Source organism: Lysinibacillus sphaericus (assembly GCF_002982115.1).
GTDB classification, from domain to species: Bacteria; Bacillota; Bacilli; order Bacillales_A; family Planococcaceae; genus Lysinibacillus; species Lysinibacillus sphaericus.
Genome location: NZ_CP019980.1, coordinates 1,270,033 through 1,295,610 on the forward strand (window position 1 = coordinate 1,270,033; position 25,578 = coordinate 1,295,610).

The 25,578-nt window shown below is 38.2% G+C and carries 23 protein-coding genes; 19 read left to right on the forward strand and 4 right to left on the reverse strand.

Annotated elements, in window-relative coordinates:
* Positions 1-30: 30 nt before the first annotated feature.
* Complete coding sequence (locus tag LS41612_RS06370) at positions 31-480, reverse strand: universal stress protein (protein ID WP_024363791.1); 450 nt, start codon at positions 478-480, stop codon at positions 31-33.
* Between the two features lie 298 nt (positions 481-778).
* Between LS41612_RS06370 and ald the strand changes: the two genes are divergently transcribed.
* Positions 779-1,894, forward strand: coding sequence for an alanine dehydrogenase (gene ald, locus LS41612_RS06375; RefSeq protein WP_024363792.1), 1,116 nt, complete (start codon positions 779-781; stop codon positions 1,892-1,894).
* Between the two features lie 376 nt (positions 1,895-2,270).
* Here ald and LS41612_RS06380 read toward each other — a convergent pair whose 3' ends face one another.
* Complete coding sequence (locus LS41612_RS06380; protein WP_024363793.1) at positions 2,271-3,359, reverse strand: M24 family metallopeptidase; 1,089 nt, start codon at positions 3,357-3,359, stop codon at positions 2,271-2,273.
* Between the two features lie 307 nt (positions 3,360-3,666).
* Between LS41612_RS06380 and LS41612_RS06385 the strand changes: the two genes are divergently transcribed.
* Positions 3,667-4,350: a metal-dependent hydrolase gene (locus LS41612_RS06385; RefSeq protein WP_024363794.1), complete on the forward strand. Its 684-nt coding sequence runs from the start codon at positions 3,667-3,669 to the stop codon at positions 4,348-4,350.
* A 152-nt stretch (positions 4,351-4,502) separates the two neighbouring features.
* Positions 4,503-5,810, forward strand: a complete 1,308-nt coding sequence (locus LS41612_RS06390; RefSeq protein WP_024363795.1) for a DRTGG domain-containing protein — start codon at positions 4,503-4,505, stop codon at positions 5,808-5,810.
* Positions 5,811-5,895: 85 nt separating this feature from the next.
* On the opposite strand, the gene LS41612_RS06395 is transcribed toward LS41612_RS06390, so the two are convergent.
* Complete coding sequence (locus tag LS41612_RS06395; protein ID WP_024363796.1) at positions 5,896-6,201, reverse strand: YtpI family protein; 306 nt, start codon at positions 6,199-6,201, stop codon at positions 5,896-5,898.
* 90 nt (positions 6,202-6,291) lie between these two features.
* Between LS41612_RS06395 and LS41612_RS06400 the strand changes: the two genes are divergently transcribed.
* From LS41612_RS06400 to LS41612_RS06435, 8 genes are all read left to right on the forward strand, one after another.
* Positions 6,292-7,239, forward strand: a complete 948-nt coding sequence (locus tag LS41612_RS06400) for a DHH family phosphoesterase (protein ID WP_024363797.1) — start codon at positions 6,292-6,294, stop codon at positions 7,237-7,239.
* Positions 7,240-7,258: 19 nt separating this feature from the next.
* Positions 7,259-10,342, forward strand: a complete 3,084-nt coding sequence (dnaE, locus tag LS41612_RS06405; RefSeq protein ID WP_024363798.1) for a DNA polymerase III subunit alpha — start codon at positions 7,259-7,261, stop codon at positions 10,340-10,342.
* Between the two features lie 130 nt (positions 10,343-10,472).
* The gene (locus LS41612_RS06410) at positions 10,473-11,114 is read left to right on the forward strand and encodes a FadR/GntR family transcriptional regulator (RefSeq protein WP_024363799.1); all 642 of its coding nucleotides are present in this window, start codon (positions 10,473-10,475) and stop codon (positions 11,112-11,114) included.
* Positions 11,115-11,135: 21 nt separating this feature from the next.
* Complete coding sequence (gene accD, locus LS41612_RS06415) at positions 11,136-11,993, forward strand: acetyl-CoA carboxylase, carboxyltransferase subunit beta (RefSeq protein WP_024363800.1); 858 nt, start codon at positions 11,136-11,138, stop codon at positions 11,991-11,993.
* Positions 11,986-12,942 (forward strand): acetyl-CoA carboxylase carboxyltransferase subunit alpha, encoded by a 957-nt coding sequence (locus LS41612_RS06420; protein WP_024363801.1) that lies wholly within the window; start codon positions 11,986-11,988, stop codon positions 12,940-12,942. The genes accD and LS41612_RS06420 overlap by 8 nt, the downstream gene beginning before the upstream one ends.
* A gap of 224 nt (positions 12,943-13,166) precedes the next feature.
* Complete coding sequence (pfkA, locus tag LS41612_RS06425) at positions 13,167-14,126, forward strand: 6-phosphofructokinase (protein ID WP_024363802.1); 960 nt, start codon at positions 13,167-13,169, stop codon at positions 14,124-14,126.
* Between the two features lie 27 nt (positions 14,127-14,153).
* Positions 14,154-15,914 (forward strand): pyruvate kinase, encoded by a 1,761-nt coding sequence (gene pyk / locus LS41612_RS06430; protein ID WP_024363803.1) that lies wholly within the window; start codon positions 14,154-14,156, stop codon positions 15,912-15,914.
* A 156-nt stretch (positions 15,915-16,070) separates the two neighbouring features.
* Entirely contained in the window at positions 16,071-16,460 is a 390-nt protein-coding gene (locus LS41612_RS06435; RefSeq protein ID WP_024363804.1) for an FxsA family protein, read from the forward strand.
* On the opposite strand, the gene LS41612_RS06440 is transcribed toward LS41612_RS06435, so the two are convergent.
* On the reverse strand, positions 16,444-17,409 hold the full coding sequence (locus tag LS41612_RS06440) for an AI-2E family transporter (RefSeq protein WP_229387366.1): 966 nt from the start codon (positions 17,407-17,409) through the stop codon (positions 16,444-16,446). The two genes, LS41612_RS06435 and LS41612_RS06440, sit on opposite strands and share 17 nt — an antisense overlap.
* 252 nt (positions 17,410-17,661) lie before the next feature.
* Here LS41612_RS06440 and citZ point away from each other — a divergent pair, with 252 nt between their 5' ends.
* From citZ to LS41612_RS06480, 8 genes are all read left to right on the forward strand, one after another.
* On the forward strand, positions 17,662-18,777 hold the full coding sequence (citZ, locus tag LS41612_RS06445) for a citrate synthase (protein ID WP_024363806.1): 1,116 nt from the start codon (positions 17,662-17,664) through the stop codon (positions 18,775-18,777).
* Positions 18,778-18,857: 80 nt separating this feature from the next.
* Positions 18,858-20,120, forward strand: coding sequence for an NADP-dependent isocitrate dehydrogenase (gene icd / locus LS41612_RS06450; RefSeq protein ID WP_024363807.1), 1,263 nt, complete (start codon positions 18,858-18,860; stop codon positions 20,118-20,120).
* Positions 20,121-20,298: 178 nt separating this feature from the next.
* Positions 20,299-21,237 (forward strand): malate dehydrogenase, encoded by a 939-nt coding sequence (gene mdh, locus LS41612_RS06455; RefSeq protein WP_024363808.1) that lies wholly within the window; start codon positions 20,299-20,301, stop codon positions 21,235-21,237.
* A gap of 189 nt (positions 21,238-21,426) precedes the next feature.
* On the forward strand, positions 21,427-21,867 hold the full coding sequence (locus LS41612_RS06460) for a MaoC/PaaZ C-terminal domain-containing protein (RefSeq protein WP_024363809.1): 441 nt from the start codon (positions 21,427-21,429) through the stop codon (positions 21,865-21,867).
* 55 nt (positions 21,868-21,922) lie between these two features.
* Positions 21,923-22,639, forward strand: a complete 717-nt coding sequence (locus tag LS41612_RS06465) for a response regulator transcription factor (RefSeq protein ID WP_024363810.1) — start codon at positions 21,923-21,925, stop codon at positions 22,637-22,639.
* Positions 22,636-24,189, forward strand: a complete 1,554-nt coding sequence (gene pnpS, locus LS41612_RS06470; RefSeq protein ID WP_024363811.1) for a two-component system histidine kinase PnpS — start codon at positions 22,636-22,638, stop codon at positions 24,187-24,189. The genes LS41612_RS06465 and pnpS overlap by 4 nt, the downstream gene beginning before the upstream one ends.
* A 243-nt stretch (positions 24,190-24,432) precedes the next feature.
* Positions 24,433-24,798, forward strand: a complete 366-nt coding sequence (locus LS41612_RS06475) for a CidA/LrgA family holin-like protein (RefSeq protein WP_024363812.1) — start codon at positions 24,433-24,435, stop codon at positions 24,796-24,798.
* Positions 24,795-25,514 (forward strand): LrgB family protein, encoded by a 720-nt coding sequence (locus tag LS41612_RS06480; protein ID WP_024363813.1) that lies wholly within the window; start codon positions 24,795-24,797, stop codon positions 25,512-25,514. Before LS41612_RS06475 ends, LS41612_RS06480 begins: the two co-directional genes overlap by 4 nt.
* The last annotated feature ends 64 nt before the right edge of the window (positions 25,515-25,578 follow it).

Below are 25,578 nucleotides of genomic sequence, written 5' to 3' on the forward strand. Positions count from 1 at the left end.
CGAATTAGGATACCTTTTTATGTATTGCGATTAAGCTTCTGGTGTACGGATAACAAGTACGTCACAATTTGCAGAACGTACGATTGCTTCAGATACTGAACCGATTAGGAAGCGTTCTACTGCATTTAAACCAGTAGCGCCACAGATAATTAAATCTGCATCAACGATTTTAGAAAGCTCTTTTGTAATAATATTTTTAGGAGATCCATACTCGATTACAAGGTTTACGTTTGTTAAGCCTTCTTCTTCAGCTTGTTTTTTGTAACCATTTAATAATTCTTCAGAGAAAGCTTGTGCACGCTCTGCAATGGAACGGTCATATGCTTCAATAGCAGCGAATGAACGTGTATCAATAACATTTACTAGGTTTAAAACAGCACCTTCGTTACGTTTAGCAACGTCGATTGATTTACGAAAAGCGTACTCTGCCTCTTTAGAACCGTCTACTGCAACTACAATGCTTTTATAATGATTAGCCATTTGTATTACCTCCCTATTTGTATAATGATATTATATCAAATGATTTTCTAAAGGAAATACTTTCCGAAGAAAATTTGTGAAAAAGTGAAGGCATTTACTGTACAATGACTCGTATATCTTTAATAGTCTTACTATTTGATATTTTATAAATATTGTAAATTTAATTAGTATTTGCTTTAATTAAAGCATTTTTTGCACATGTTTGGTAAGATGGAAATGCAAGGGGTGCATCATTTACGATGAAACGTATTTTGATGAAAATTGCTTAGTTCATAGGTTATGAAAGGGGATTGGAAATATGAAGATTGGTATTCCAAAGGAAATTAAAAACAACGAAAATCGCGTAGCAATGACACCAGCAGGAGTTGTATCCTTAACGCATGCTGGGCACGAAGTGTATATTGAAACAGGAGCTGGTATCGGTTCAAGTTTTACAGATGCAGATTACGTAGCAGCAGGTGCACATATCGTTGCATCGGCAAAAGAAGCGTGGGCTCAAGAAATGATTTTAAAAGTAAAAGAACCCGTAGCATCGGAATACGATTACTTTTATGAGGGACAAATCTTATTTACCTACTTGCACTTAGCGCCAGAGCGTGAATTAACGCAGGCATTAATAGATAAAAAAGTTGTAGGTATTGCCTATGAAACGGTTCAACTTGCAAATGGTTCACTACCTTTATTAACACCAATGAGTGAAGTAGCTGGTAAAATGGCAACACAAATTGGTGCGCAATATTTAGAGAAAAATCACGGTGGTAAAGGGATTTTACTAGGCGGTGTATCAGGTGTACAACGCGGTAAAGTAACAGTAATTGGTGGCGGAATCGCCGGAACAAACGCTGCGAAAATTGCAGTTGGTATGGGAGCAGACGTAACAGTTATTGATTTAAGTCCAGAACGTCTACGTCAATTAGAAGATATGTTTGGTCGCGATGTTCAAACATTAATGTCTAACCCGTATAATATTGCAGAATCTGTGAAACACTCAGATTTAGTTGTCGGTGCTGTTCTAATTCCTGGTGCAAAGGCTCCAAAGTTAGTTTCGGAAGAAATGATTCAATCGATGCAACCAGGTTCTGTTGTTGTGGATATTGCGATTGACCAAGGTGGAATTTTTGCGACATCTGATCGTGTTACAACACATGATGATCCAACGTATGTTAAACATGGGGTAGTCCACTATGCTGTTGCAAATATGCCAGGGGCTGTGCCACGTACTTCAACGATTGCTTTAACAAATAATACAATTCCTTATGCGTTGCAAATTGCCAATAAAGGCTATAAGCAAGCATGTATTGACAATCCTGCATTGAAAAAAGGTGTGAATGCATTAGAGGGGCATATTACTTATAAAGCGGTAGCAGAAGCACAAGGCTTGCCATATGTGAATGTGGATGAATTAATCCAATAATAATGAATAACTAAAATTAATATATCCTGTGGTTGCTATTCGTTACGTATGAATACATCTGAACCATGAAATGCCAAAAGAAGGACAGAAATATCCATTTATGGTGGATTAGCAATTCTTCCTTTTACAATAAATAAAAATATTGAAGCTAGCATTAGTTGTTGACGTAGGCGCTGACTCCTGCTCAGAACAAACATCATGTAAGACGCGGGCATTCCGAGCAGAAAGCATCGCCATAACGGACAACAAACGATAAAGAAAAAGTGTTAGATTGACTTTAGTCAATCTAACACTTTTTCTCTTTTGTGACTGTAAAAGAATCCAGAGAAACTGTGCTATCTTCTACATCGTATTTCCAACTGTAAAATACCTTGTCTTACAGTACGATTAAGTCTTTAGGGAATTTTGTTAATACTTCCACACCATCTTTTGTAACCACGACATCATCCTCAATACGAACACCTGTCACATCAGATTTGTAAACACCAGGTTCGATTGTGAATACCATGCCTTCTTCCATCATCATGTCATTTGTTCCTGTAATAGATGGGAATTCATGAACGGAAATGCCAAGCCCATGGCCAAGTCGATGTGTGAAATATTCACCAAATCCTGCGTCTGTAATAGTATCGCGCGCAATTTTATCTAAATCCATTGCACGTACGCCAGGCTTTACAGCTGCAATGGCATTGGTATTAGCCGCTAATACAGCATTATAGATTGCCTTTTGTGGAGCAGATGGTTCACCAAAAGCTACTGTACGTGTAATATCAGAGCAATAACCATCGTAAATTACCCCTAAATCAAATAACACCATATCGCCTTTTTCGATTTTACGTGAACCAGGTTTACCATGTGGTGAAGCCGATTTTGGTCCACTTAATACCATTGTTTCAAAGGACATTTTACAGCCTTTTTCTTGAATAGCACTTTCAATAGCAGTTAAAATCTCCATTTCAGTTTTACCTTCAGCAATTTCTTTGCAACCTACTTCAATCGCATAATCGGCAAGTTGAGCCGCTTTGCGTAGTTTATTTAACTCATTTTCATCTTTAATCACACGCATTGCATTAATTTTTTCATCAAGGCGTACGAATTGAGCTTGTGGAAATGATTGTTGTAAAGCTTCTAAACGTTCTACGATAAGCTGTGCTTTTTCAATCGCAAATGTTGATGGATTTACATTGCGCTTATGAATCGCTTGTGCAAGAACATCCATAGCATTATCTGTATCTTGATGACCGATTACTTCATATGACCAGCCGGCAGCTTGTGCATCTGGAATTTCCATTTGTGGACAAATTAAAAAAGGTTCTGCTTCTTTAAAAATCATCACACCTAGTAATCGTTCGTGGGGATTACTTTTAAAACCTGATACGTAATAGACATTATCGGGAGTCGTTACGAATGCGGCATCAATTTGATTTTTTTGTAAATAGTTTTGGATTTCTTGTACTTTTGACATCATCCATTTCCTCCTCATATTGCACCTAGTTTTTTTCGATGTTAATTTAAAACATCATCTTTCAAGTGGCTTCATTTTTAGGTATAAGCAATGCAATGCTTACGTTTATTTGGAGCACCCGCAGCGCGGTTATAACAAAAAATGATTTAGCACGATGGTTCTTTTCTCGGCATATACATGTCAAAGGAAAAGCTAGCACTATAGCACTTTTCATATCCTGTACAAGCATATCAAAAAAAGGGAAAAAGCGCATGGATAGCGAATTAAAAGATGGAGCAAATATTATGGTATTGGGAGGAACGTTTTTATGCAAATTAGTTATCATGGTCATTCTGTCGTTAAAATTCAGACAAATGATAAAACAATTTTAATTGACCCCTTCATTAATGGAAATAGCCAAACCGATTTGAAGGTTACAGATGAGGCGCCGGATATTATTTTACTTACACATGGGCATAATGATCATGTAGGGGATACGGTGGAACTTGCTAAGAAAAAGGACGCGCTAGTTATTGCACCAAATGAATTAGCAAACTGGATTTCATGGCAGGGTGTGAAAGCGCATCCAATGCATATTGGTGGAGCAAAACAGTTCGATTTTGGGAAGGTGAAGTTTACACAGGCTTTCCACGGCTCCTCTTATATAACAGAAAACAATGAAATCATTTACATGGGAATGCCTGCCGGTGTGCTATTATTTATCGAGGGATTAACGATTTATCATGCGGGGGATACAGCACTATTTAGCGATATGAAATTAATTGGTGAACGTCATCCAATTGATATAGCGTTTATACCAATTGGAGATAACTTTACGATGGGCCCTGAAGATGCTGCATGTGCTGTAGAATTTTTAAAACCAAAAATTGTTGTACCGATACATTATAATACATTCCCTCCGATTGAGCAGGATCCGCAAATTTTTGCAAATTTAGTGCAAAATGCAGAGGTTCAAATTTTAAAAGCTGGTGAAAAAGTAAACTGTTCCTAATCATTTAAGGTGCTGTACTATAATAATTGACACCACGTGCGTAGTTGAAATAATAGGAAACGTTAAACATTTTACACCTTTATACTCAATATTTTCGCAAAAAATATGGTACACTAAGAACAGAATTCATTGCTTGAGAAATAGGTGATATTTTGTCAACAAAACATGAGAAGATTTTACAATACATCGAGTCACTACCCGTGGGCGATAAAATTTCAGTACGACAAATTGCAAAAGAAATGCAAGTTAGTGAGGGAACGGCTTACCGCGCTATAAAAGAAGCGGAAAATCGTCGCTTAGTAAGTTCTATTGAGCGTGTCGGAACAATTCGTATTGAAAAGAAAAAGAAAGAAAACATCGAACGGTTAACATTTGCCGAAATTGTTAATATTGTAGATGGCCAAGTATTAGGTGGTAAAACAGGTCTACATAAAACATTAACAAAATTTGTAATAGGTGCGATGCAATTAGAAGATATGATGCGTTATACAGATGCTGGTAGCTTACTTATCGTCGGAAACCGTATAAAAGCGCACGAAAATGCGCTACGTGCAGGTGCTGCTGTATTAATTACCGGTGGCTTTGACACAACAGATGATAATAAGCAACTTGCCGATGCACTGGATTTACCGATTATTTCTACTAGCTATGATACTTTTACCGTTGCCACGATGATTAACCGTGCTATTTATGACCAGTTAATTAAAAAAGATATTTTATTTATTGAGGATATCTATGTACCAATGGTTGAGACATCTGTATTACGCAATGATGAAACGATTCATCATTTCCACAAGTTGAATGAGCGTACAACACATGGTGCATTCCCAGTAGTAACTGCCAACAATAAATTGGTCGGAATGATCACTGTTAAAGACGTTATTGGTAGGGAAGAAGACGAGCTGATTGAAAAGGTTATGACGAAAAATCCAATCGCTGGTTCAATGAAAATGAGCGTCGCGTCTGCAGGGCACCGCATGATTTGGGAAGGAATCGATTTACTACCAATTGTCAATGACGATAATGTTCTACAAGGTGTAATTAGTCGTCAAGATGTGCTAAAAGCATTGCAACTTGCACAAAGACAGCCTCAGCACGGTGAAACAATTGATGATTTAGTAAAGAATGAGATGAAAGTGCTAGGCGATGAAGATTTAATCGTTGAGTTTAAAGTGACACCGCAAATGACAAACCAATATGGGGCTATTTCTTACGGAGCATTTACAACTTTACTAGCCGAAGTTGGGTCATTTGCATTAAAGCGTCGAAAACGTGGCGATGCAGTGGCAGAAAACATGACGATTTATTTCATTAAGCCTGTTCAAATGGAGAGCACACTTACTGTTAAGCCCCGCATTTTAGATATGAGTCGGAAGTTTGTTAAGATGGACTTCGAAGTATTTAATGAGCAAATGCTTGTCGGTAAGGCAATGATGATGTTCCAGCTATTGGAGCGTTAAGTACACAAAAAGGGATGGCCTAGTGCAAATACTAGGTCATCCCTTTAATCGTTATGTTCTATGATATGTGCCCTGCAATTAGAAATTAACGGTTGATACGATATTCTTCATCCACAAATTGACCATAGTGGCGAGCTTTTTTAATATTTTCTACAATAACAAAGATGCCTAATATCACAAGAATTGCTACAATGATAAATGTAAACATTCCAGGGAATAAGTAAGCTTGGTTTAAAGAAAATGCAAGAATAAAGGAACCGAAGCCTATATTCGCCTTACTTTTGTACCAATTTTTAGCAATAGGTAATGGAGAACGGAACTGTTTTGTTTTAAAATAAAAATAAAAGACAAATGATATGATAATTGCGAAGACAAAAATTAAATTGAGCATAGTAAACCTCCTAGCATAACTAGACATTATTGTAACGATTATTGAAGAAAAATGCTAACGGTTATTACTATCATTTTGGGGGAAATCATTTTGAAAAGACAAATCATCGACACAATTGCTGCATATGAGACAATCGTTATACATCGCCATGTGCGTCCGGATCCGGATGCGTACGGATCACAATTAGGGTTAAAAGAATTGATTTTAGCCAATTATCCTGATAAAAAAGTGTACGCTGTAGGCCAGCACGATACGTCTTTGTCGTTTTTAGCAGAGCCCGATCAAATTGAGGATGCTGTTTATGAAAATGCTTTAGTTATTGTGACAGATACAGCGAATACGGAGCGTATTGATGATCAACGCTATACAAAAGGTAAGATGGTTGTAAAAATTGATCATCATCCGAATGATGACCAATACGGAGATTTATTGTGGGTAGATACAACAGCAAGTTCGTGCAGTGAAATGATTTACGAGCTTTTTGAAACAGGTAAAGAAACATTGGATTGGCAACTATCGGATGCTTCTGCTAGATTATTATTTGCTGGAATTGTAGGAGATACAGGGCGTTTCCAATTCCCAAGTACGACCGTAAAAACATTTAGAGTGGCAGCAGAGCTCATTACATATCATTTTGATCGAAATCAAATTTTCGATGGGATGTATGAAATGGAACAAAAACTGTTAACTTTACAAGGTTATATTTATCAAAACTTCATAATGGATGAACATGGAGCGGCGTATGTTAAACTGACTAAGGAATTACTTGCAGAATTTAACGTTGTGCCATCAGAGGCATCTTTATTAGTCGGTTGTTTAGGCAGTGTAAAGGGAATTTGTGCTTGGGTTATTTTCATAGAAGAGGAAGACCAAATTCGAGTTCGTCTCCGTTCTAAAGGTCCGATTATTAACACATTAGCAAAAGAATTTAATGGTGGGGGACACCCTCTTGCTTCAGGGGCAACCGCCTATTCATGGCAAGAAGCAGAGCGTGTCACTGCACGTTTACAAGAAATTTGTCAATCATATCATTCATAATTGAAAGGCGGGGATTCTTTTGACACATGTATATACACAAATGCATACGAGCGCGGATTTATTGCAAAGCACGATTCGGCTTGAACAATTGATCCCTTTTTTACAAGAGCAAAATACGCAGGCCTGTGCAATTGTCAATTCGAAATTGTACGGGCTTTTGCCTTTTTGTCAAGCGATGCAGCAAGCAAATATTCATGCGGTAATAGGGCTTACAATAAAGGTCCAGTGGGATGAAAAAACAATTCCGCTTGTGCTGTATGCGCAAACACAGGAAGGTTATCAGCATCTACTAAAGATTAGTAGTGCTGTTTCTATTCGACAAGACGAGGTATTGCCTTGGAAATGGCTTGAAGGCTATGCGGCAGGATGTATAGCGCTACTGTCGACGGTTGAAATAGCCGATAGAGCAGAGTGGCAAGCAATGACAAGTGCGCTACAGCAAGTGTTTGGAAAACGTCTATATGTAGGGATCGCAAGACCAGGAGGAATAAGAGCAGACAATGAAGCGATGATTGCGCAGTGGTGTGAAGCCGAAAATATTGCCATTGTAGCCACGCAACGTTGCTATTTTTTACGACCAGAAGACCATTTTGCTTATGAAGTAGCTAGAGCAATCGATACAGGGGAAAAGCTTCAAAACACGATGCTAACAGCGCATTTAGAACACTATTTTGTACCAACTGAGGAACAGTGGAAAGGTTGGTTTGGAGATCGTTTAGAATGGCTTGAAGCAAGTGCCAGCATGCTTGCTAGCTGTGTTGCAAAAATTCCAGAAACGCATGTTCAAATGCCTACATTCCCTGTACAAGAGGGAGAAACAGCCGAAGACTTGCTTGTCAAAGAGGCATTTTTAGGCTTAGCTGCACGTTTGAAGGTGGCTGAGCTACCTGTATCATATCGAGAGCGACTCCAATATGAGCTTGGAATCATCTGTTCAATGGGCTATGCTGATTATTTTTTAATTGTTGCAGATTTTATGCATTTTGCCAAAGAACAGCGTATTTTAACTGGGCCAGGTCGTGGATCTTCCGCAAGTTCACTCGTTGCTTTTAGTCTCTCTATAACACAGGTCGACCCACTCGCCTATGGTTTATTATTTGAACGCTTTTTAAATCCTGAGCGTGTTACACTGCCAGATATCGATATTGACTTTGTGGACAGTAAACGACATCAAGTCATTCAATACGTCGTACAAAAATATGGCAAGGCTAATGTTGCACAAATTATTACTTTTGGTACTTTGTCTGCGAAAGCAGTAGCAAGAGATGTGGCGCGTGTTTTTGGGTTTGAGGCTGAAGTGATGGAAAAAATATCGAAAATGATCCCCAATAAACCAGGGATGACTTTGCACAGAGCGGTGGCAGAATCACCAAACTTTCAAACTTGGTTAGCGGAAAATGAATACCATCAACGTTGGTATGAAGTGGCATTAAAACTAGAAGGCCTGCCGAGAAATTCTTCTACCCATGCAGCGGGTGTTGTGTTAGCACCGACACCTTTAGTGAATACAATTCCAATAGAAGATGGTCATGATGGTGTGTATATTACGCAGTGGCCGATGGGGGATGTGGAGGCGCGTGGGCTTGTAAAGATGGACTTTTTAGGGTTGCGCAATTTAACAATTTTAGAGCAAGTACGTTGGTCTATTTATAAAACTGGAGGGCCATGGATAGAATTTGACCTTATTCCAATGCATGACGAGCTGACGTTCCAGTTGCTTCAAAAGGGTGATACAGTTGGTATTTTTCAGCTAGAATCGGAAGGGATGAAACAAGCATTACGTGATATTCATCCAACCCATTTTTTGGATATTGTAGCTGTCAATGCACTTTACCGTCCAGGCCCAATGGAATTTATCCCTGTGTACGCTAGACGGAAAGCAGGCAAGGAACAAGTAACGATGCCCCATCCGTTGTTGGAACCAATTTTACGCGAAACATTTGGTGTTATTGTTTATCAGGAGCAAATCATGCACATTGCTGCAACGATGGCAGGTTTTACAATGGGGCAGGCGGATTTATTGCGTCGTGCGGTGAGTAAGAAAAATCGTGATATTTTAGACGAGCAACAAGCGGCCTTTGTCAATGGGGCATTGAACCAAGGTTTTGATCGACATATTGCAGAAGATGTCTATGCGCTAATTGTCCGCTTTGCAGACTATGGCTTCCCAAAAAGTCATGCTGTTGCCTATAGTGTCATCTCGTATCAAATGGCGTATTTAAAAGCACATTATCCGCAAAGTTTTTATGCTGCTTTATTAACAAATGCAACGGGAAATACGGAAAAAATTCAGCAACTTGTAGCGGAAGCGAAAGATAAAGGAATTCCATTTTATCCACCTTCGCTGTTGCACAGTACAAAATTCTTTTTAGTTGAAAAGGATGGAATTCGCTTTAGTTTATCCGGCGTTAAAGGTGTGCCGCACACGTTTATAGAGAAGGTAATGGCAGTACGCAAAACAAATCCAGCTGCTTTTCATAATTTATTTGATTTGGCAGTCGCTTTAAGTGCACAACATTTCAAACCGAAAGTAATGGAAACTTTAGTTTATGCAGGTGTGCTCGATTATCTAGGTAAGGATCGTGCGGTGCTCGTAGCTACTTTAGAGGCGGCGCTAATGCATGCAGAACTATTGCGTCCAACAGAAGATGTAGATATAGAAACGGCAACTGCGTTTACTTTTGGGAAACCAAAGTATATGCAAGCAGAAGCGATGCCCCAGAAGGAAAAACTCCAGCATGAAAAAGAAAGTCTAGGCTTTTATATATCAGCTCATCCTGTTTCAGAAGTAAGAAATTACTGGGCAGATGTGAATATTACATGTGCAGAACTGAAGCATGCACGTGAGGGAATGTATGTAAAAATGATTGGACTGATTGAAGAAGTAAAAAAAATCCGAACGAAAAAAGGAGAGCAGATGGCTTTTGTCCAACTTCAAGATGAGTTTGGTACAGTATCTGTGACATTATTCCCGCAAGTATTTCAACTCGTACAGGAAATGTTGCTGGAAGATGGGTTACTCTATATTGAAGGCACGCTGGAAAAACGTTTTGGGAAACCACAAGTGAAAGTAAAACATGCACAATCGACTGAAAAATTATGAAATTAAACAAGAATTTAGAAACTGCATAGCATCCTATGCAGTTTTTTCTTTACTTTTCAAAAGTTATTTTGTAAGATATAGTCAATGCTAAAAAGTGGTCAGACCACTTTTAATAACGGGAGTTAATCATATGGATAAACAAACCGAACAAAAAAAAGTGTTTTTAGAAATCGTTCAGCAATTGCGTCAACTGATTCGAATGGAAAAAATTCAAGCTGGAGAAAAGCTTCCTTCTGAACGTGTATTATCAGAAAGGTTAGGTGTTGGGCGATCCTCTGTAAGGGAGGCACTGCGCAGTTTAGAGTTACTTGGACTCATCGAGACACGCCATGGTGGAGGTACATTCCTTGCCTTAACACATAAGCATCAGCTTGTAGAAGTACTGTCGATGTTTATATTAGAAGATGAAAAATCAAAAAAAGATGTCGAATTAACGCGACAAATTCATGAAAAGGAAGCAATTCGCGTAATAAGTTGTACAGAGATTCTTCGTACACTACCTGTGTGGGACAGTTTTTTTGTGAAGCTGGAGATTGAAGGAACAGTCAATTGTCGCGATGTGTTACGAGAAATAATTATTACATCAGGCAATCGGCTTTCGCTGAAAATCTGGTTTCAACTTGCAGCTTATGACGGTGACCGTTTAAATCGAAACTCAACGGAAGATGAAAAACTTATCCTTCAAACAATGTTGAAATCGATGCAGCTTGGTTATGAAAAAGAAGCTTTACGAGCTTACGAGCAGTGGATGGGTACTGGTCAAACTTTTTAGACAACAAAGGGGGAGTCAAACATGGCAATACGCGACATATTTAGCGCAAATCGAAAAAAGAAACAGGATGGTCAAGAAAAGGCATTTCCAGAAGGACTCATGACAAAATGTCCAGAATGCCGCCATATCCAGTTAACAAAAGAATTAGAGAAGCATCACAAAGTATGCACGAAATGTGGTCACCATTTTAAAATGACGGCACAGGAGCGTGTAGCAGACTTTTTAGATGAAGGTTCGTTCGTTTCGATGGACGATCATTTACAAACAAGCAATCCACTAAATTTCCCTGCCTATGTAGAGAAAATTAATGCGGATCAACAAAAAACAGGCCTAAATGAAGCGGTATTGACAGGGTTAGGCACACTGGATGGGGAAGAGATCGTCGTTGCCATTATGGATTCGCATTTCCGTATGGGGTCAATGGGTTCTGTTGTTGGAGAAAAGATAACACGCGCTGTTGAAAAAGCAACAGCATTACGTGTACCATTTATTATTTTTACTGCAAGTGGTGGCGCACGAATGCAAGAAGGTGTTTTATCGTTAATGCAAATGGCAAAAACGAGTGTGGCGTTAAAACGTCATAGCGATCAAGGGCTATTATTTATTTCGATTTTAACGCACCCAACGACAGGCGGTGTTTCTGCAAGTTTTGCCTCAGTGGGGGATATTAATATTGCAGAACCTCAAGCACTAATCGGCTTTGCTGGTAGACGTGTAATTGAAGAAACAGTAAGAGAAAAACTACCAAATGATTTCCAAACAGCAGAATTTTTATTAGAACATGGTCAACTAGATGCCATCTTCCATCGCAAAGATTTACGTAAACAAGTGGCTGTGCTTGTAAAAATGCATACGAAGGGTGGCGTACAACATGTCTAAAAATTTAGCCTTTGAAGAACCAGTAGTACAATTACGTGAAAAAATTGATGAATTAAAAACGATTGCAGCCGATGCGGATGTAGATATGACTGGTGAGATTGAAAAGCTGGAAACACGTTTAACGCAATTGGAGCAATCAATCTATGCCAATATGAAGCCGTGGGATCGAGTGCAAGTGGCACGTCATCCAGAACGACCAACAACGTTACAATATATTGAAGCGATGTGCGAAAACTTTATTGAACTACATGGTGATCGTACGTTTGGTGATGATGCCGCGATACTTGGTGGGATTGCTCTTTTTGAAGGACAACCTGTCACTATCATCGGTCATCAACGTGGCAAGTCCACAAAAGAAAATATTCGCCGTAATTTCGGTATGCCACATCCAGAAGGTTATCGTAAGGCGTTACGCTTAATGAAACAAGCTGAAAAGTTTAATCGTCCAATCATTTGTTTTATTGATACAAAAGGTGCTTACCCAGGGAAAGCAGCAGAAGAACGTGGTCAAAGTGAAGCGATTGCTCGTAATCTAGTAGAAATGGCAGGGTTATCAGTACCAGTCATTAGCATTGTTATAGGAGAAGGCGGTAGTGGCGGTGCTTTAGCATTAGGTGTAGCAAACCGTGTATTCATGTTAGAGAACTCTACTTATTCGGTTATTTCTCCAGAAGGGGCGGCTTCAATTCTATGGCGTGATGGTAGTCTTGCAAAGCAGGCGGCTGAGGCAATGCGCATTACCGCACCTGATTTAAAAGAGCTTGGTGTTATTGATGGGATTATTCCTGAAATCACTGGCGGTGCTCATCGCAATGTAGCAAAGCAAGCTATGTATATAAAGGAATGTATTAGTGACACACTAAAAGCATTAAATTCTTTAAATGGTGAGCAACTAATTGAAGACCGCTATGAAAAATTTAAAAAAATTGGACAATATACAGAAGTGTAGACTAAACACATAACAAAGCGCTGACTAGCTAATCGTTAATTTATAACGAAGTTTTTAAAAATGTTAAATTTTAGATGCTTTGTGATGGGAAGAATGTGTGAAAGCGCATTCTTTTCATTTTTTATGTAAAAGTTATGTTTTTCTAACGTCAGAACCCTTACATAGTTTGTTTTTTCGTGTTAATGTGAATAATATTAGATAACACTGCAGGAGGTTGTTCGACAATGAAAAAAATTGCCGTATTAACAAGTGGTGGAGATGCACCTGGCATGAACGCAGCCATTCGAGCAGTCGTTCGTAAGGCAGCTTATCATGGACTAGATGTTGTTGGCATTAAGCATGGCTATGAAGGTTTAATTAAAGGATCTTTTGAGCTACTTGATTTAGGCTCTGTAGGTGGCATCATTCAAAGAGGGGGTACGAATTTATTTTCAGCTCGTTGCCCTGAATTTAAAGAAGATGCTGTCCAACAACAAGGTATTGCTAAAATGCGAGAAGCAGGTATCGAAGGTTTAGTTGTTATCGGGGGTGATGGTTCCTATCGAGGTGCAATGGACCTTGTGAAAAAAGGTTTCCCAGTTGTTGGTGTGCCTGGAACGATTGATAACGATGTTCCTGGAACAGAATATACAATTGGCTTTGATACCGCGCTTAATACAGTCGTTGAATCAATCGATAAAATTCGTGATACGGCGACTTCCCATGAAAACTCTTTTATTGTTGAAGTTATGGGGCGTGATGCTGGTGATATCGCATTATGGGCAGGGCTTGCAGCAGGTGCTGAAACCGTCTTAATTCCCGAGGAAGATTATGATTTAGACGACATCATATCGCGTCTAGAGCGTGGTGAAGCACGAGGGAAAAAGCATAGTATCATTATTGTAGCAGAGGGTGTAATGTCAGGAAGCGATTTGGCAAAACTACTAAAAGAAAAGACGGGGAAAGAGACGCGTGTTTCAGTTCTTGGTCATATTCAACGCGGTGGTTCTCCAACGGCACGTGATCGTGTCCTCGCAAGTCAATTTGGTGCACATGCAGTAGAATTATTAATGGAAGGTAAATCTGGTCGAGCTGTAGGCATACGCAACCATACAGTAATTGACTATGATATGCCAGAAGCTTTTGAAAAGCATCATGAGTCAGATGTAAGCTTGTATACTTTAATGAAAGAACTATCAATATAATTTGGCGTAAAACGGAGTGGGCAGAAAATGAGAAAAACAAAAATCGTATGTACAATTGGTCCAGCAAGTGAGTCACCGGAAATTTTAGAAAAACTAATTGAGGCAGGTATGAATGTAGCCCGCTTAAATTTTTCACATGGTTCACATGAAGAACATGAAGTGCGCATTAATTTAATTCGTGAAGTTGCAGATAAGTTAGGAAAACCAGTAGGGATTTTGCTCGACACAAAAGGACCTGAAATTCGCACACATAATATGCAAAATGGAGAACTGCATTTAACAGCAGGACAAGTAATCGATATTTCGATGACGGAAGTAGAAGGAACAGAGGCAAGCTTCTCTGTTACGTATGACCGACTAATCGAAGACGTAGAACAAAACTCCATTATTTTATTGGATGATGGGTTAATTCAATTACGTGTGCTAGCAACAGACACCGAAAAAGGGCTTATCCATACAATCGTAGAAAATGCTGGGGTCTTAAAAAATAAAAAAGGTGTTAACGTCCCTGGCGTTTCAGTGCAATTACCAGGTATTACTGAAAAAGATGCACAAGATATATTATTTGGTATTAAGCAAGGTGTCGATTTTATTGCCGCTTCATTCGTTCGTCGAGCGAAAGATGTATTAGAAATTCGTGAATTACTTGAGCAAAATGGTGGTAGTCATATTCAAATTATCCCGAAAATCGAGAACCAAGAAGGTGTCGATAATATTGACGAAATCATTTTAGTATCAGATGGATTAATGGTAGCACGTGGTGACCTTGGTGTAGAAATTCCAGCCGAAGAGGTACCTTTAGTTCAAAAGAAATTAATTCTAAAATGTAACCAAGTTGGTAAACCGGTTATTACAGCTACTCAAATGTTAGACTCAATGCAACGTAATCCTCGTCCAACACGTGCTGAAGCAAGTGACGTTGCGAACGCCATTATTGATGGAACGGATGCGATTATGCTATCTGGTGAAACAGCAGCAGGAATTTACCCAGTGGAATCTGTACAAACGATGAATAAAATTGCACAGCGCACTGAAAACTCATTGGATTATAAAGCAATCGTTTCGACACGTAGTCGTGAAAAAGAAGCGAATATGACAGAGGCTATTTCTCAGGCAGTAGCTTATACTTCGATAAACTTAGGCGTAAAAGCGGTATTGGCACCAACGGAAAGCGGAAATACAGCGAGAATGATTGCAAAATATCGTCCTGGTGTACCAATTGTTGCTGTTACGGGCTCTGCAAATACAGCCAATACACTAACGCTTGTATGGGGTGTCTATCCGGTAGTATGTCAACGTGTTACAACGACAGACGAAATTTTAGAGCTGGCAGTAGACGAAAGTTTAAAACATGGCTATGTTACGCATGGTGATGCAGTTGTTATTACGGCTGGAGTTCCTGTTGGTGAAGCAGGTACTACAAACTTAATGAAAGTTCACATTATTGGTGATTTACTGGCGCGTGGTCAAGGAATCGGCAAAGCATCAGTAATCGGTAAGACAGTTGTAGCAAAAAATGCAGCAGAAGCATTAGCATATGACACAGATGGCTGCATTTTAGTAACATTAGGTTCGGATCGCGATATGATGCCAGCGATTGAAAATTGCATCGGCCTTATTACAGAGGAAGGCGGACTGACTAGTCATGCTGCTGTTGTAGGACTAAGCCTTGGTATCCCTGTAATCGTCGGCGTAAAAGAAGCAACAACATTAATTCGCCACGGTCAGGAAATAACAATGGATGCTGAAACAGGTGTTATTTATAAAGGACATGCAAGTGTACTTTAATAAATAATAACAAGGCTCTAGTAGGGGGAACCGTACTAGAGCCTTTTACATAACAAGTGAAAAATAGTATTTACATGTATTTGTTTTTTAGATGAAACTTATTGGGCTATAATAACGTATAGAAGGTATAGCTTTTTCAATAGAAAGGAGAAAAATATGAAAAAATTTTTTCTTAGTTTTGTTGTATATGCATTAGCCGAACTGGCGTTATTAATAGTTATTGGTCAAAATATTGGCGTTTTCAATACATTATTACTTGTTGTCGCAACGACAATTATTGGTATTTATATAGCGAAAAATAAAGGTATTAATTCCGTGAAAAACGTAAAACATATGGTAGCACGAGGAGAAGCTCCGGGACCTGCATTAGTCGATGCCATGTTGAATTTTAGTGGCGGTGTACTTTTAGCACTACCAGGTTTTATAACAGATGTTATCGGGTTGTTATTGCTGTTACCAATAACACGAAAATTATTCCAACCGCTCGTATTTTACTGGATGCGTAAAAAAATGAAAAAAGGACAATTTATCATTGTTCAAAAATAGATTTTTCTTTCAGTTTAACAGCTAAAAATAAAAATAATGGGCTTAGTAAAATACCATAAAAGCCGAATAATAAAATGGAGGCAGCACTGATGAAAAATGTGTGAAATGTTCGTAATTGCAGTGTATTCGACCAAAGCATAGATTCAGCTAGCTGCCTTGTAAGTTGGACAAACAAATACAATAGTAAAATGGCAACACATAAAAAGGTATTACCATTAAAATAAAAGTAAATGCTCATTGGGACAAGAAAAACACCAATGCCGAAAAAAGGTAGTACATCTGCAAAAGCAACAATAAATGCTTTCGTAATAGCTTGGTCAAATTGGAACATCATAAAGCCTGCACAAAGAATGAGCAGTGTAATCGTAAATAACTGAAATTCCACGAATACAAAGTAATGAAACAGTTGCATAACTTTGGAAAAATGAGATTGCCATTCATGTCTATATTTTTTCGGGACATATTGGAAAAACCAATAACGAGATTTCCTTGTTTCTAATAATGCAAAATAATATGCAACAAGAAAGATAAAAACTTCAATGACGTGCTTCATAAATATTTGAAATAAATTTGCTGTATAAACGACGATTGAATCAAAAATAGACAGCGATTTCTCCTGTAAAAACTGCATGAAAATGGATTCATATTCAGTGAATAATGGGAAGTTTTGGAGTGTGTCTCGTATTTCTGGAAAGATGAGTATAATGCTGTTTATTGATATAATAATGAGGAGAACAATGCAAGAAAGTATCAATATTTCAACGATAATTGCAGCAATCCAATAAGCGATTTTACAGTACTTATGAAGAAAATTTATTATAGGATATGTGGTAAATGATAAAAATATAGCAAGAGACACAGGTAATACGAACCAAAGAATTACTAAATAGAAAATAAACCAGAAAATATTAATAGTTCTTTCGTATGAAAAATATTTAATATTCCTCATTTTTACAAAATCACCCCGATTCAAATGAAAAAATATTGTCAAAATATACAAAACACCCTCTTTAGTACGCATATATAGTCGCTCGTCCGACTTTTTCTTTATTTAAAGGATTTTCATTCACAAAGCTGTCAAAAATGATTATAATAGCAATGTAAGCGATTTACTTAATGGTTCATGTGAGCAAAAAACGTAAATGCTATGTTTGAAAAAGCGTTTACAATAAAAATTATTAGTATGAGGGAGCGATAATTTATGTCAGCAACAAAAGGTTTAGAAGGTATCGTAGCAGCGGAATCTAAAATCAGTTCAATTATCGATGACACACTTACATATGTTGGTTACAACATTGATGATTTAGCAGACAACGCATCATTTGAAGAGGTTATTTACCTACTATGGCACACTCGTTTACCTAAAGCGGACGAGCTTGCTGAGTTAAAACAACAATTAGCAGACAACATGTCTATTCCACAAGCAATTGTAGACCAATTCAAAACGTACCCACTTTCAACTGTACATCCAATGGCTGCACTTCGTACGGCAGTATCTTTACTTGGTGTATTCGATGAAGAAGCGGATGTGATGGATCCAGAAGCTAACTACCGTAAAGCTATCCGTCTACAAGCTAAAATTGCAACAGTTGTGACTGCATTTGCACGTGTACGTAAAGGCTTAGAGCCAATCCAACCTAAAGCAGAGCTTAGCTATGCAGCAAACTTCCTATATATGTTAAAAGGCGAAGAGCCAGCAGCAATCGAAGTAGAAGCGTTCGATAAAGCATTAGTATTACATGCTGACCACGAATTAAATGCCTCTACATTTACAGCACGTGTATGTGTAGCTACATTATCAGATGTTTATTCTGGCGTAACTGCAGCTATCGGTGCATTAAAAGGACCACTTCATGGCGGTGCAAATGAGCAAGTTATGAAGATGTTAACTGAAATTGGTTCACTTGAAAACGTTGAATCTTACATTCAAAATAAATTAGACAACAAAGAAAAAATCATGGGCTTCGGTCACCGCGTATACCGCAAAGGCGACCCACGTGCACCACACTTACGTGTAATGTCACAAAAGTTAACTGAACTAACTGGTAAACCAGAACTTTATCAAATGTCAGTTAAAATCCATGACATGATCGTAGAACAAAAGAAATTACCTGCTAACGTAGACTTCTTCTCTGCATCAGTGTACGATTCTTTAGGTATCGATCATGACTTATTCACACCAATTTTTGCAGTTTCACGTACTTCTGGTTGGGTAGCACATATTCTTGAACAATATGCTAACAACCGCCTAATCCGTCCACGTGCAGAGTATGTTGGACCAGGCATGCAAAAATATGTTCCAATCAGCGAGCGCTAATTTGGAATTTATGCTAGAATATTTGGGACTGTGTTACCTATAACACAGTCCTATGATTATGAATTTAGGAGGCAACATCAATGTCAAACAAAATTGTAGTTGAAAACGGCGTACTTAATGTACCAAACAACCCAGTAATCCCATTCATCGAAGGTGATGGAATCGGTCCAGATATTTGGGCAGCAGCATCTCGCGTAATTGACGCAGCTGTAGAAAAAGCTTATAACGGCGAAAAGAAAATCGAATGGTTAGAAGTTTTAGCTGGTGAAAAAGCATTCAACCAAACAGGTGAATGGTTACCACAAGATACTTTAGACAAAATTAACGAATACCTAATTGCAATCAAAGGTCCTCTTACTACACCAATCGGTGGTGGTATCCGCTCTCTAAACGTAGCATTACGTCAACAACTTGATTTATATGTTTGCTTACGTCCAGTACGTCACTTTGACGGAGTACCTTCTCCAGTTAAACGTCCAGAAGACGTTGATATGGTTATCTTCCGCGAAAACACAGAAGACATCTACGCAGGTATCGAATTCGAATCAGGCTCTGAACAAGCTCAAAAAATCATCAACTTCCTACAAACTGAATTTGGTGTTAACCAAATCCGTTTCCCAGAAACTTCAGGTATCGGTGTAAAACCTGTATCTAAAGAAGGTACTGAGCGTTTAGTACGTTCTGCTATCGAATATGCAATTAAACATAACCGTCCTTCTGTGACTTTAGTTCACAAAGGAAACATCATGAAATTCACTGAAGGTGGATTCAAAAAATGGGGTTATGAATTAGCTGAAACTGAATTTGCTGATCAAACATTCACTTGGAACCAATATGATGCAATCAAAGCTGACCAAGGTGAAGAAGCAGCAAACAAAGCACAAGCTGAAGCTTTAGCAGCTGGTAAAATCTTAGTAAAAGATTCAATCGCTGATATCTTCTTACAACAAATTTTAACTCGTCCAACTGAGTTTGATGTAGTAGCTACAATGAACTTAAATGGTGACTATATTTCTGATGCATTAGCTGCTCAAGTTGGTGGTATCGGTATCGCTCCAGGCGCGAACATTAACTACGTAACTGGTCACGCGATCTTTGAAGCTACTCACGGTACAGCTCCAAAATATGCTGGCTTAGATAAAGTTAACCCATCTTCAGTATTACTTTCAGGTGTATTAATGCTTGAACACTTAGGATGGCAAGAAGCGGCTGATCTAATCACTAAATCTGTAGAGAATACAATCTCTTCAAAAGTTGTAACTTATGACTTCGCTCGTTTAATGGACGGCGCTACAGAAGTGAAATGTTCAGAATTCGCTAACGAACTAATTAAAAACCTATAATTTTTACGAAATAGCGTAAAAATGATCACTGTAACAATCCGGAATGTGTCAACAGACGTTTGTTTCATGTAAAATTGGTTTGCTACAGTAATATTAGTACCTGGTTTAATCGAGGGAGAGAGAATTTATTCTCCTCCCTTTTTTAGCATATATCCTAAAATAAAAGGAGCGTATTCAAATGACTTTGAAACGTAAAAAAATCTCAGTAATCGGTGGCGGATTCACCGGCGCAACTGCAGCTTTTTTAGCAGCACAAAAAGAACTTGGCGATGTTGTATTAGTCGATATCCCACAAGCTGAAAATCCAACAAAGGGTAAAGCTTTAGATATGTGGGAAGCTGCGCCAATACAAGGTTTTGATTCTTTTGTAAAAGGTACTTCTAACTATGCAGATACTGCTGATTCTGATGTAGTCATCATTACTGCAGGTGTCGCACGTAAACCTGGCATGAGCCGTGACGACTTAGTTCAAATTAACCAAGGCGTTATGAAAACTGTTTCAAAAGAAATCGCTGCTCATTCACCAAACGCAACCATTCTCGTATTGACAAATCCTGTTGATGCGATGACTTACACAGTATTTAAAGAAACGGGCTTTCCAAAAAACCGTGTAATCGGACAATCAGGTGTACTTGATACCGCTCGATTCTGTGCTTTTGTAGCTGAAGAGCTAAACATCTCTGTAAAAGACATTACTGGTTTTGTATTAGGTGGTCATGGTGATACAATGGTACCACTTACTCGTTATTCTTTTGCTGGTGGTATTCCTTTAGAAACTTTAATCGCTCCAGAACGTTTAGCAGCAATTGTAGATCGCACGCGCAATGGTGGTGCAGAAATCGTCAACTTACTTGGTAACGGTTCCGCATACTATGCTCCAGCAGCTGCACTTGTTGAAATGGCTGAAGCAATCATTAAAGATCAAAAGCGTATACTTCCATCTATCGCCTACCTAGAAGGTGAATATGGTTACAATGATATTTATTTAGGAGTACCAACATTACTTGGTGCAAACGGTATTGAAAAAATCTTTGAACTGGCATTAACGGATGAAGAAAAAGCTGCATTAGATAATTCTGCTGACGCTGTCAAAGCAGTTATGAAAGTTTTAGCTTAATCAAAGTTTATGAAATCGAGTAAGATTCATTCTTACTCGATTTTTTTTATGCAGAAAAATATTAAAAAAAGCCACTTTTGTACTTTATACTATGCCTAGTTATAAAATGGTTATTCTGCTTTTCGTTGTACTTTTAGAATAAAATTGATACTATGAAGGTAGTATGATAGAAAAGGGGTTGGCGTATCTTTGCTTCAAAAGAACAGTAAGCTTGGTCTCACTATTGATGAAATTACAGTTGGCGAGAAAATTCATATTACTGAAAAAATAGAAGATAAGGATTTATTGCTTTATTTAGGACTTACAAATGATAGTAATCCATTATATATTCAACATGAATATGCAGCGATGACGCCTTTTAAAAAGCCAATTGTACCAACTATTATGTTAAATGGCATAATTACGTCAGCTGTCTCAAAGTATATACCTGGACCAGGAGCGCGTATTATCGAACAACATTTAACGTATTTAGGACCACTCTATCATTATGAATTATTTGATACGTTTTTAGAGGTAACAGCAGTCAATAAAGTACAGAATACTATTACTGTATCTGTGCTCTCCTATAATGAACAAAAGCAGCTTGTAATTGAAGGTACATTGCTGGTGACACCACCACTGGCATTATAGCGAGCGTCTTAAGATTTGAAATGGGGGTTTCAAATCACTAACGGAGGCAATATACATGACAAAGACAATTTTAGTTGTAGAAGATGAGTTTTCTATTGCGACCTTATTAAAATATAATTTAGAACAGGCTGGCTATTTAGTTGAGACGGCAGCCGATGGTTTAGAAGGGCTAAATAGAGCCATGGAAATTCAGCCCGATTTAATCCTTTTGGACTTAATGCTTCCAAAGTTAGATGGTATGGAAGTTTGTAAGCAAATTCGTCAACAACGAATGAATACACCGATTATTATGTTAACAGCAAAAGATGATGAATTCGATAAAGTACTTGGTTTGGAATTAGGGGCTGACGATTATATGACAAAGCCTTTTAGTCCACGTGAAGTATTAGCACGTGTTAAAGCGGTTTTAAGACGCTTTACACAAAATGTTGTGATTGAGGATAAGGATGCATCTCAAGAAAAAATGTACGAATTTGGACAATTACGCGTATTTCCTGAGCGTTTTGAAGTATTTTTACAAGAGGAAGCACTGGAATTTACACCGAAAGAATTTGAGTTGCTTATTTATTTACTCGAAAACAAAAACCGTGTCTTAACGCGTGATCAGCTTTTAAGTGCTGTCTGGAAGTATGATTTTGCAGGCGATACTCGTATTGTAGATGTGCACATTAGTCACCTCCGCGATAAAATTGAAGAAAATAGTCGTAAACCGATGTTTATTAAAACAATTCGTGGTCTTGGCTATAAATTTGAGGAGCCGAAAACTTCATGAAATCAATGAGTAACCGCTTATTCTTGACATTCATGCTCTCACTCGGAACGATTCTAGCTGTCCTAATGATTGTTATAGGTCAGCTTTTTCCTGTTTATGTAGAACAATACAAAGAGCAGGTGAGCTCATCAAGTCAAGAAGCAATCGAAAAAGTACTAGAGGAACGTCAAATTACTTTATCTGAGGAAGATAAAAAAGCATTAGTTGCATCTCAAACAATCGAAATAAAGGACTCGCTCTTGTCATACGTGCGTGCCCGCCTGTATGGTGTTTTAGCAATATTATTTACGATTACGCTGCTATTAATAGCCGTTGTAAGTCGTTACATGATTGTGAATTTCACCGCACCGATTGATAATGTAACCGAAACGGCACTTGAATTAGCAAAAGGAAATTACCGTGCTCGTGCACACGAGAATGAGCAGGAACGCATGATGCCTCTTAGTCATTCCATCAATATTTTAGCGCGTAATTTACAGGATATTACGACGATTCGTGAAGTAGAAGAAGAAAGGCTAAAAACGTTAATTGAAAACATGGGCAGCTCACTTATGATGATTGGACGTGAGGGGAATATTTCAATCGTCAATCGCGTGTTTTTAGAGCGCTTTGGTATGCAACTTGAGGATGTACAAGGAAAAGTTTTTCGTACGATTGGCTTACCGAAAACGCTTGAGCAATTTATAGACCATGTATTTTTAACAGAAATGCCCTATCGCCAACAAATAAAAATGGAAGTACAGCAGGAGTTATATAATAAAGAAGTGTACGGTGCTCCTGTTATTGGCGACCACGGACGTTGGCTAGGCGTTGTCATTGTTATGCATGATATAACAGAGCTTGTACGCTTAGAGCAAATACGGAAAGACTTTGTAGCCAATGTATCACACGAACTGCGTACGCCGATTACATCCATTAAAGGCTTTTCTGAAACACTGCTTGATGGTGCATACAAGGATGAAAAGATGCTGCTGTCTTTTTTAGAAATTATGCATAAAGAGAGCAATCGTCTTCAAATGCTCATCCAAGATTTATTAGAGTTATCTAAAATCGAGCAACATGGTTTCACGGTAAATATTATGCCTATGGGCTTGCAGGATGTACTGATACGTGGAGCAGAATTAACAGGGCCACGACTCGATGAAAAAAATATGAGCTTTCATGTGGATATTGCTCGTGATGTGGAAGTAATGGGGGATGCAAATCGCGTTATTCAAATTGTAACGAATTTAATCACAAACGCCATCACCTATTCACCTGAAGATACAACCGTCACGATTCGCTTGAAGGAAAATGATATGTATGGAATTATTGAAATTGAAGATGAAGGTATAGGGATTGAAAAGCATGAAATTGCACGTGTCTTTGAACGTTTTTATCGTGTCGATCGTGCACGTAGTAGAAATTCGGGTGGAACCGGTTTAGGGCTAGCCATTGTTAAGCATTTAGTGGAGGCACATCATGGGCGAATTCAGGTAGAAAGTAAAGTAGGGGTTGGCACAAAAATGATTGTAATGATTCCTAAAAAATTAACAAATTCTTTACAATAATTATATGTAGGATTCAAAATAGAGGGCTATACTGTTTTATAGAAACCCCCTATTTTGTGAAGACGAAAATAATGAAGAAAAAATCTTGATAACTTGTATGAAGATTTTTATGGTTGCTACTTTAGCTTTCGCCACAGAAGAATCTATTTCCAAATTTATTTTGGGGATAGATTTTTTCTGTTTTACACGTAGTAGATTTAGGTGTAAAGTATAGTAGCATAAAAAATTGAGAGAAGGTTGACCATGAAAATCGTCAAAAGTTTCGTGCAAATTGGCTATCTTTATATAATATTATTTATTGGGAATAGCATTGCTCGTTTACTTCACTTGCCGATTCCCGGTAGTATAATTGGACTTATTTTATTATTTTTAATGTTACAGTTTCATCTTATTAAATTAGAATGGATTGAGTTAGGCGCAGGGTTATTACTTAGTGAATTGTTATTATTTTTCATACCTTCCGCGATAGGTATCATTGATTATGATGCATTATTCGGTATACAAGGCGTGAAAGTAATACTTGTTATTTCAGTAAGTGCATTTGTAGTAATGTTAGTGACAGGTTATACTGCGCAGTGGTTAGAGAGAAAGAAGGGTGATGCTGCATGAACATAGTGATTGCTGTCATCAGTTTATTAGGGACCATTGCGATTTTTTATGCTTGCAAAGCGCTCTATCAAAAGTTTCGTAAAGAATGGCTTACGCCAATTTTGATTAGCCCGTTAGTTATTATTTTATTGTTGCTAGTAACTGGTACATCCTATGAATCTTATAATGCAGGGGCTGATATTTTATCGAATTTATTAGGGCCTGCAACCGTTGCATTTGCTGTACCGATTTATAAAAATTTTGATCTATTAAAAAAACATGCATTTGAAATTGTCCTTAGCATTGCAATCGGATCAGCCGTTGCAATCGCTTCTTCCTTTATTATAGCGTTAGTAGTTGGGCTAAATGATGAGCTAGTTCATAGCTTAGTGCCACGGTCTGTCACAACGCCTATTGCGATGGATATTTCCAATATGATAGGTGGTTCACCTACGCTTACTGCGGTTTTTGTTATGACAACGGGTATTTTAGCTAGCCTACTTGCACCAATCGTGATGCGGATATGTCGTTTCCAAAAGCCATCTGCAAGAGGGTTAATGCTTGGCATGGGTGCGCATGGAACGGGTACGTCAAAAGCATTTGAATTAGGGGAACTAGAAGGTACTTTTGCTAGTTTAGCGATGATTGTAGCTGCCCTAATAAGCATCGTGTTGTCAGCTACATTTTTCCCAGTGTTAGAACATTTCGTTATGAATATCCTGTTACCTTCACGGTGACGGGATATTTTTTTGTAATTGTATGTGTGCCAGTCACTCAAACAATTTATCTAATTTTACTTTA

Coding starts and splice junctions, on each gene's coding strand:
- pyk (WP_024363803.1), top strand. CDS start 14,154: ATGAGAAAAACAAAAATCGTATGTACAATTGGTCCAGCAAGTGAGTCA.
- LS41612_RS06435 (WP_024363804.1), top strand. CDS start 16,071: ATGAAAAAATTTTTTCTTAGTTTTGTTGTATATGCATTAGCCGAACTG.
- LS41612_RS06370 (WP_024363791.1), bottom strand. CDS start 480: ATGGCTAATCATTATAAAAGCATTGTAGTTGCAGTAGACGGTTCTAAA.
- ald (WP_024363792.1), top strand. CDS start 779: ATGAAGATTGGTATTCCAAAGGAAATTAAAAACAACGAAAATCGCGTA.
- accD (WP_024363800.1), top strand. CDS start 11,136: ATGGCAATACGCGACATATTTAGCGCAAATCGAAAAAAGAAACAGGAT.
- LS41612_RS06380 (WP_024363793.1), bottom strand. CDS start 3,359: ATGTCAAAAGTACAAGAAATCCAAAACTATTTACAAAAAAATCAAATT.
- LS41612_RS06410 (WP_024363799.1), top strand. CDS start 10,473: ATGGATAAACAAACCGAACAAAAAAAAGTGTTTTTAGAAATCGTTCAG.
- LS41612_RS06480 (WP_024363813.1), top strand. CDS start 24,795: ATGAACATAGTGATTGCTGTCATCAGTTTATTAGGGACCATTGCGATT.
- LS41612_RS06475 (WP_024363812.1), top strand. CDS start 24,433: ATGAAAATCGTCAAAAGTTTCGTGCAAATTGGCTATCTTTATATAATA.
- mdh (WP_024363808.1), top strand. CDS start 20,299: ATGACTTTGAAACGTAAAAAAATCTCAGTAATCGGTGGCGGATTCACC.
- LS41612_RS06420 (WP_024363801.1), top strand. CDS start 11,986: ATGTCTAAAAATTTAGCCTTTGAAGAACCAGTAGTACAATTACGTGAA.
- LS41612_RS06385 (WP_024363794.1), top strand. CDS start 3,667: ATGCAAATTAGTTATCATGGTCATTCTGTCGTTAAAATTCAGACAAAT.
- pfkA (WP_024363802.1), top strand. CDS start 13,167: ATGAAAAAAATTGCCGTATTAACAAGTGGTGGAGATGCACCTGGCATG.
- icd (WP_024363807.1), top strand. CDS start 18,858: ATGTCAAACAAAATTGTAGTTGAAAACGGCGTACTTAATGTACCAAAC.
- pnpS (WP_024363811.1), top strand. CDS start 22,636: ATGAAATCAATGAGTAACCGCTTATTCTTGACATTCATGCTCTCACTC.
- LS41612_RS06465 (WP_024363810.1), top strand. CDS start 21,923: ATGACAAAGACAATTTTAGTTGTAGAAGATGAGTTTTCTATTGCGACC.
- LS41612_RS06395 (WP_024363796.1), bottom strand. CDS start 6,201: ATGCTCAATTTAATTTTTGTCTTCGCAATTATCATATCATTTGTCTTT.
- LS41612_RS06440 (WP_229387366.1), bottom strand. CDS start 17,409: ATGAGGAATATTAAATATTTTTCATACGAAAGAACTATTAATATTTTC.
- citZ (WP_024363806.1), top strand. CDS start 17,662: ATGTCAGCAACAAAAGGTTTAGAAGGTATCGTAGCAGCGGAATCTAAA.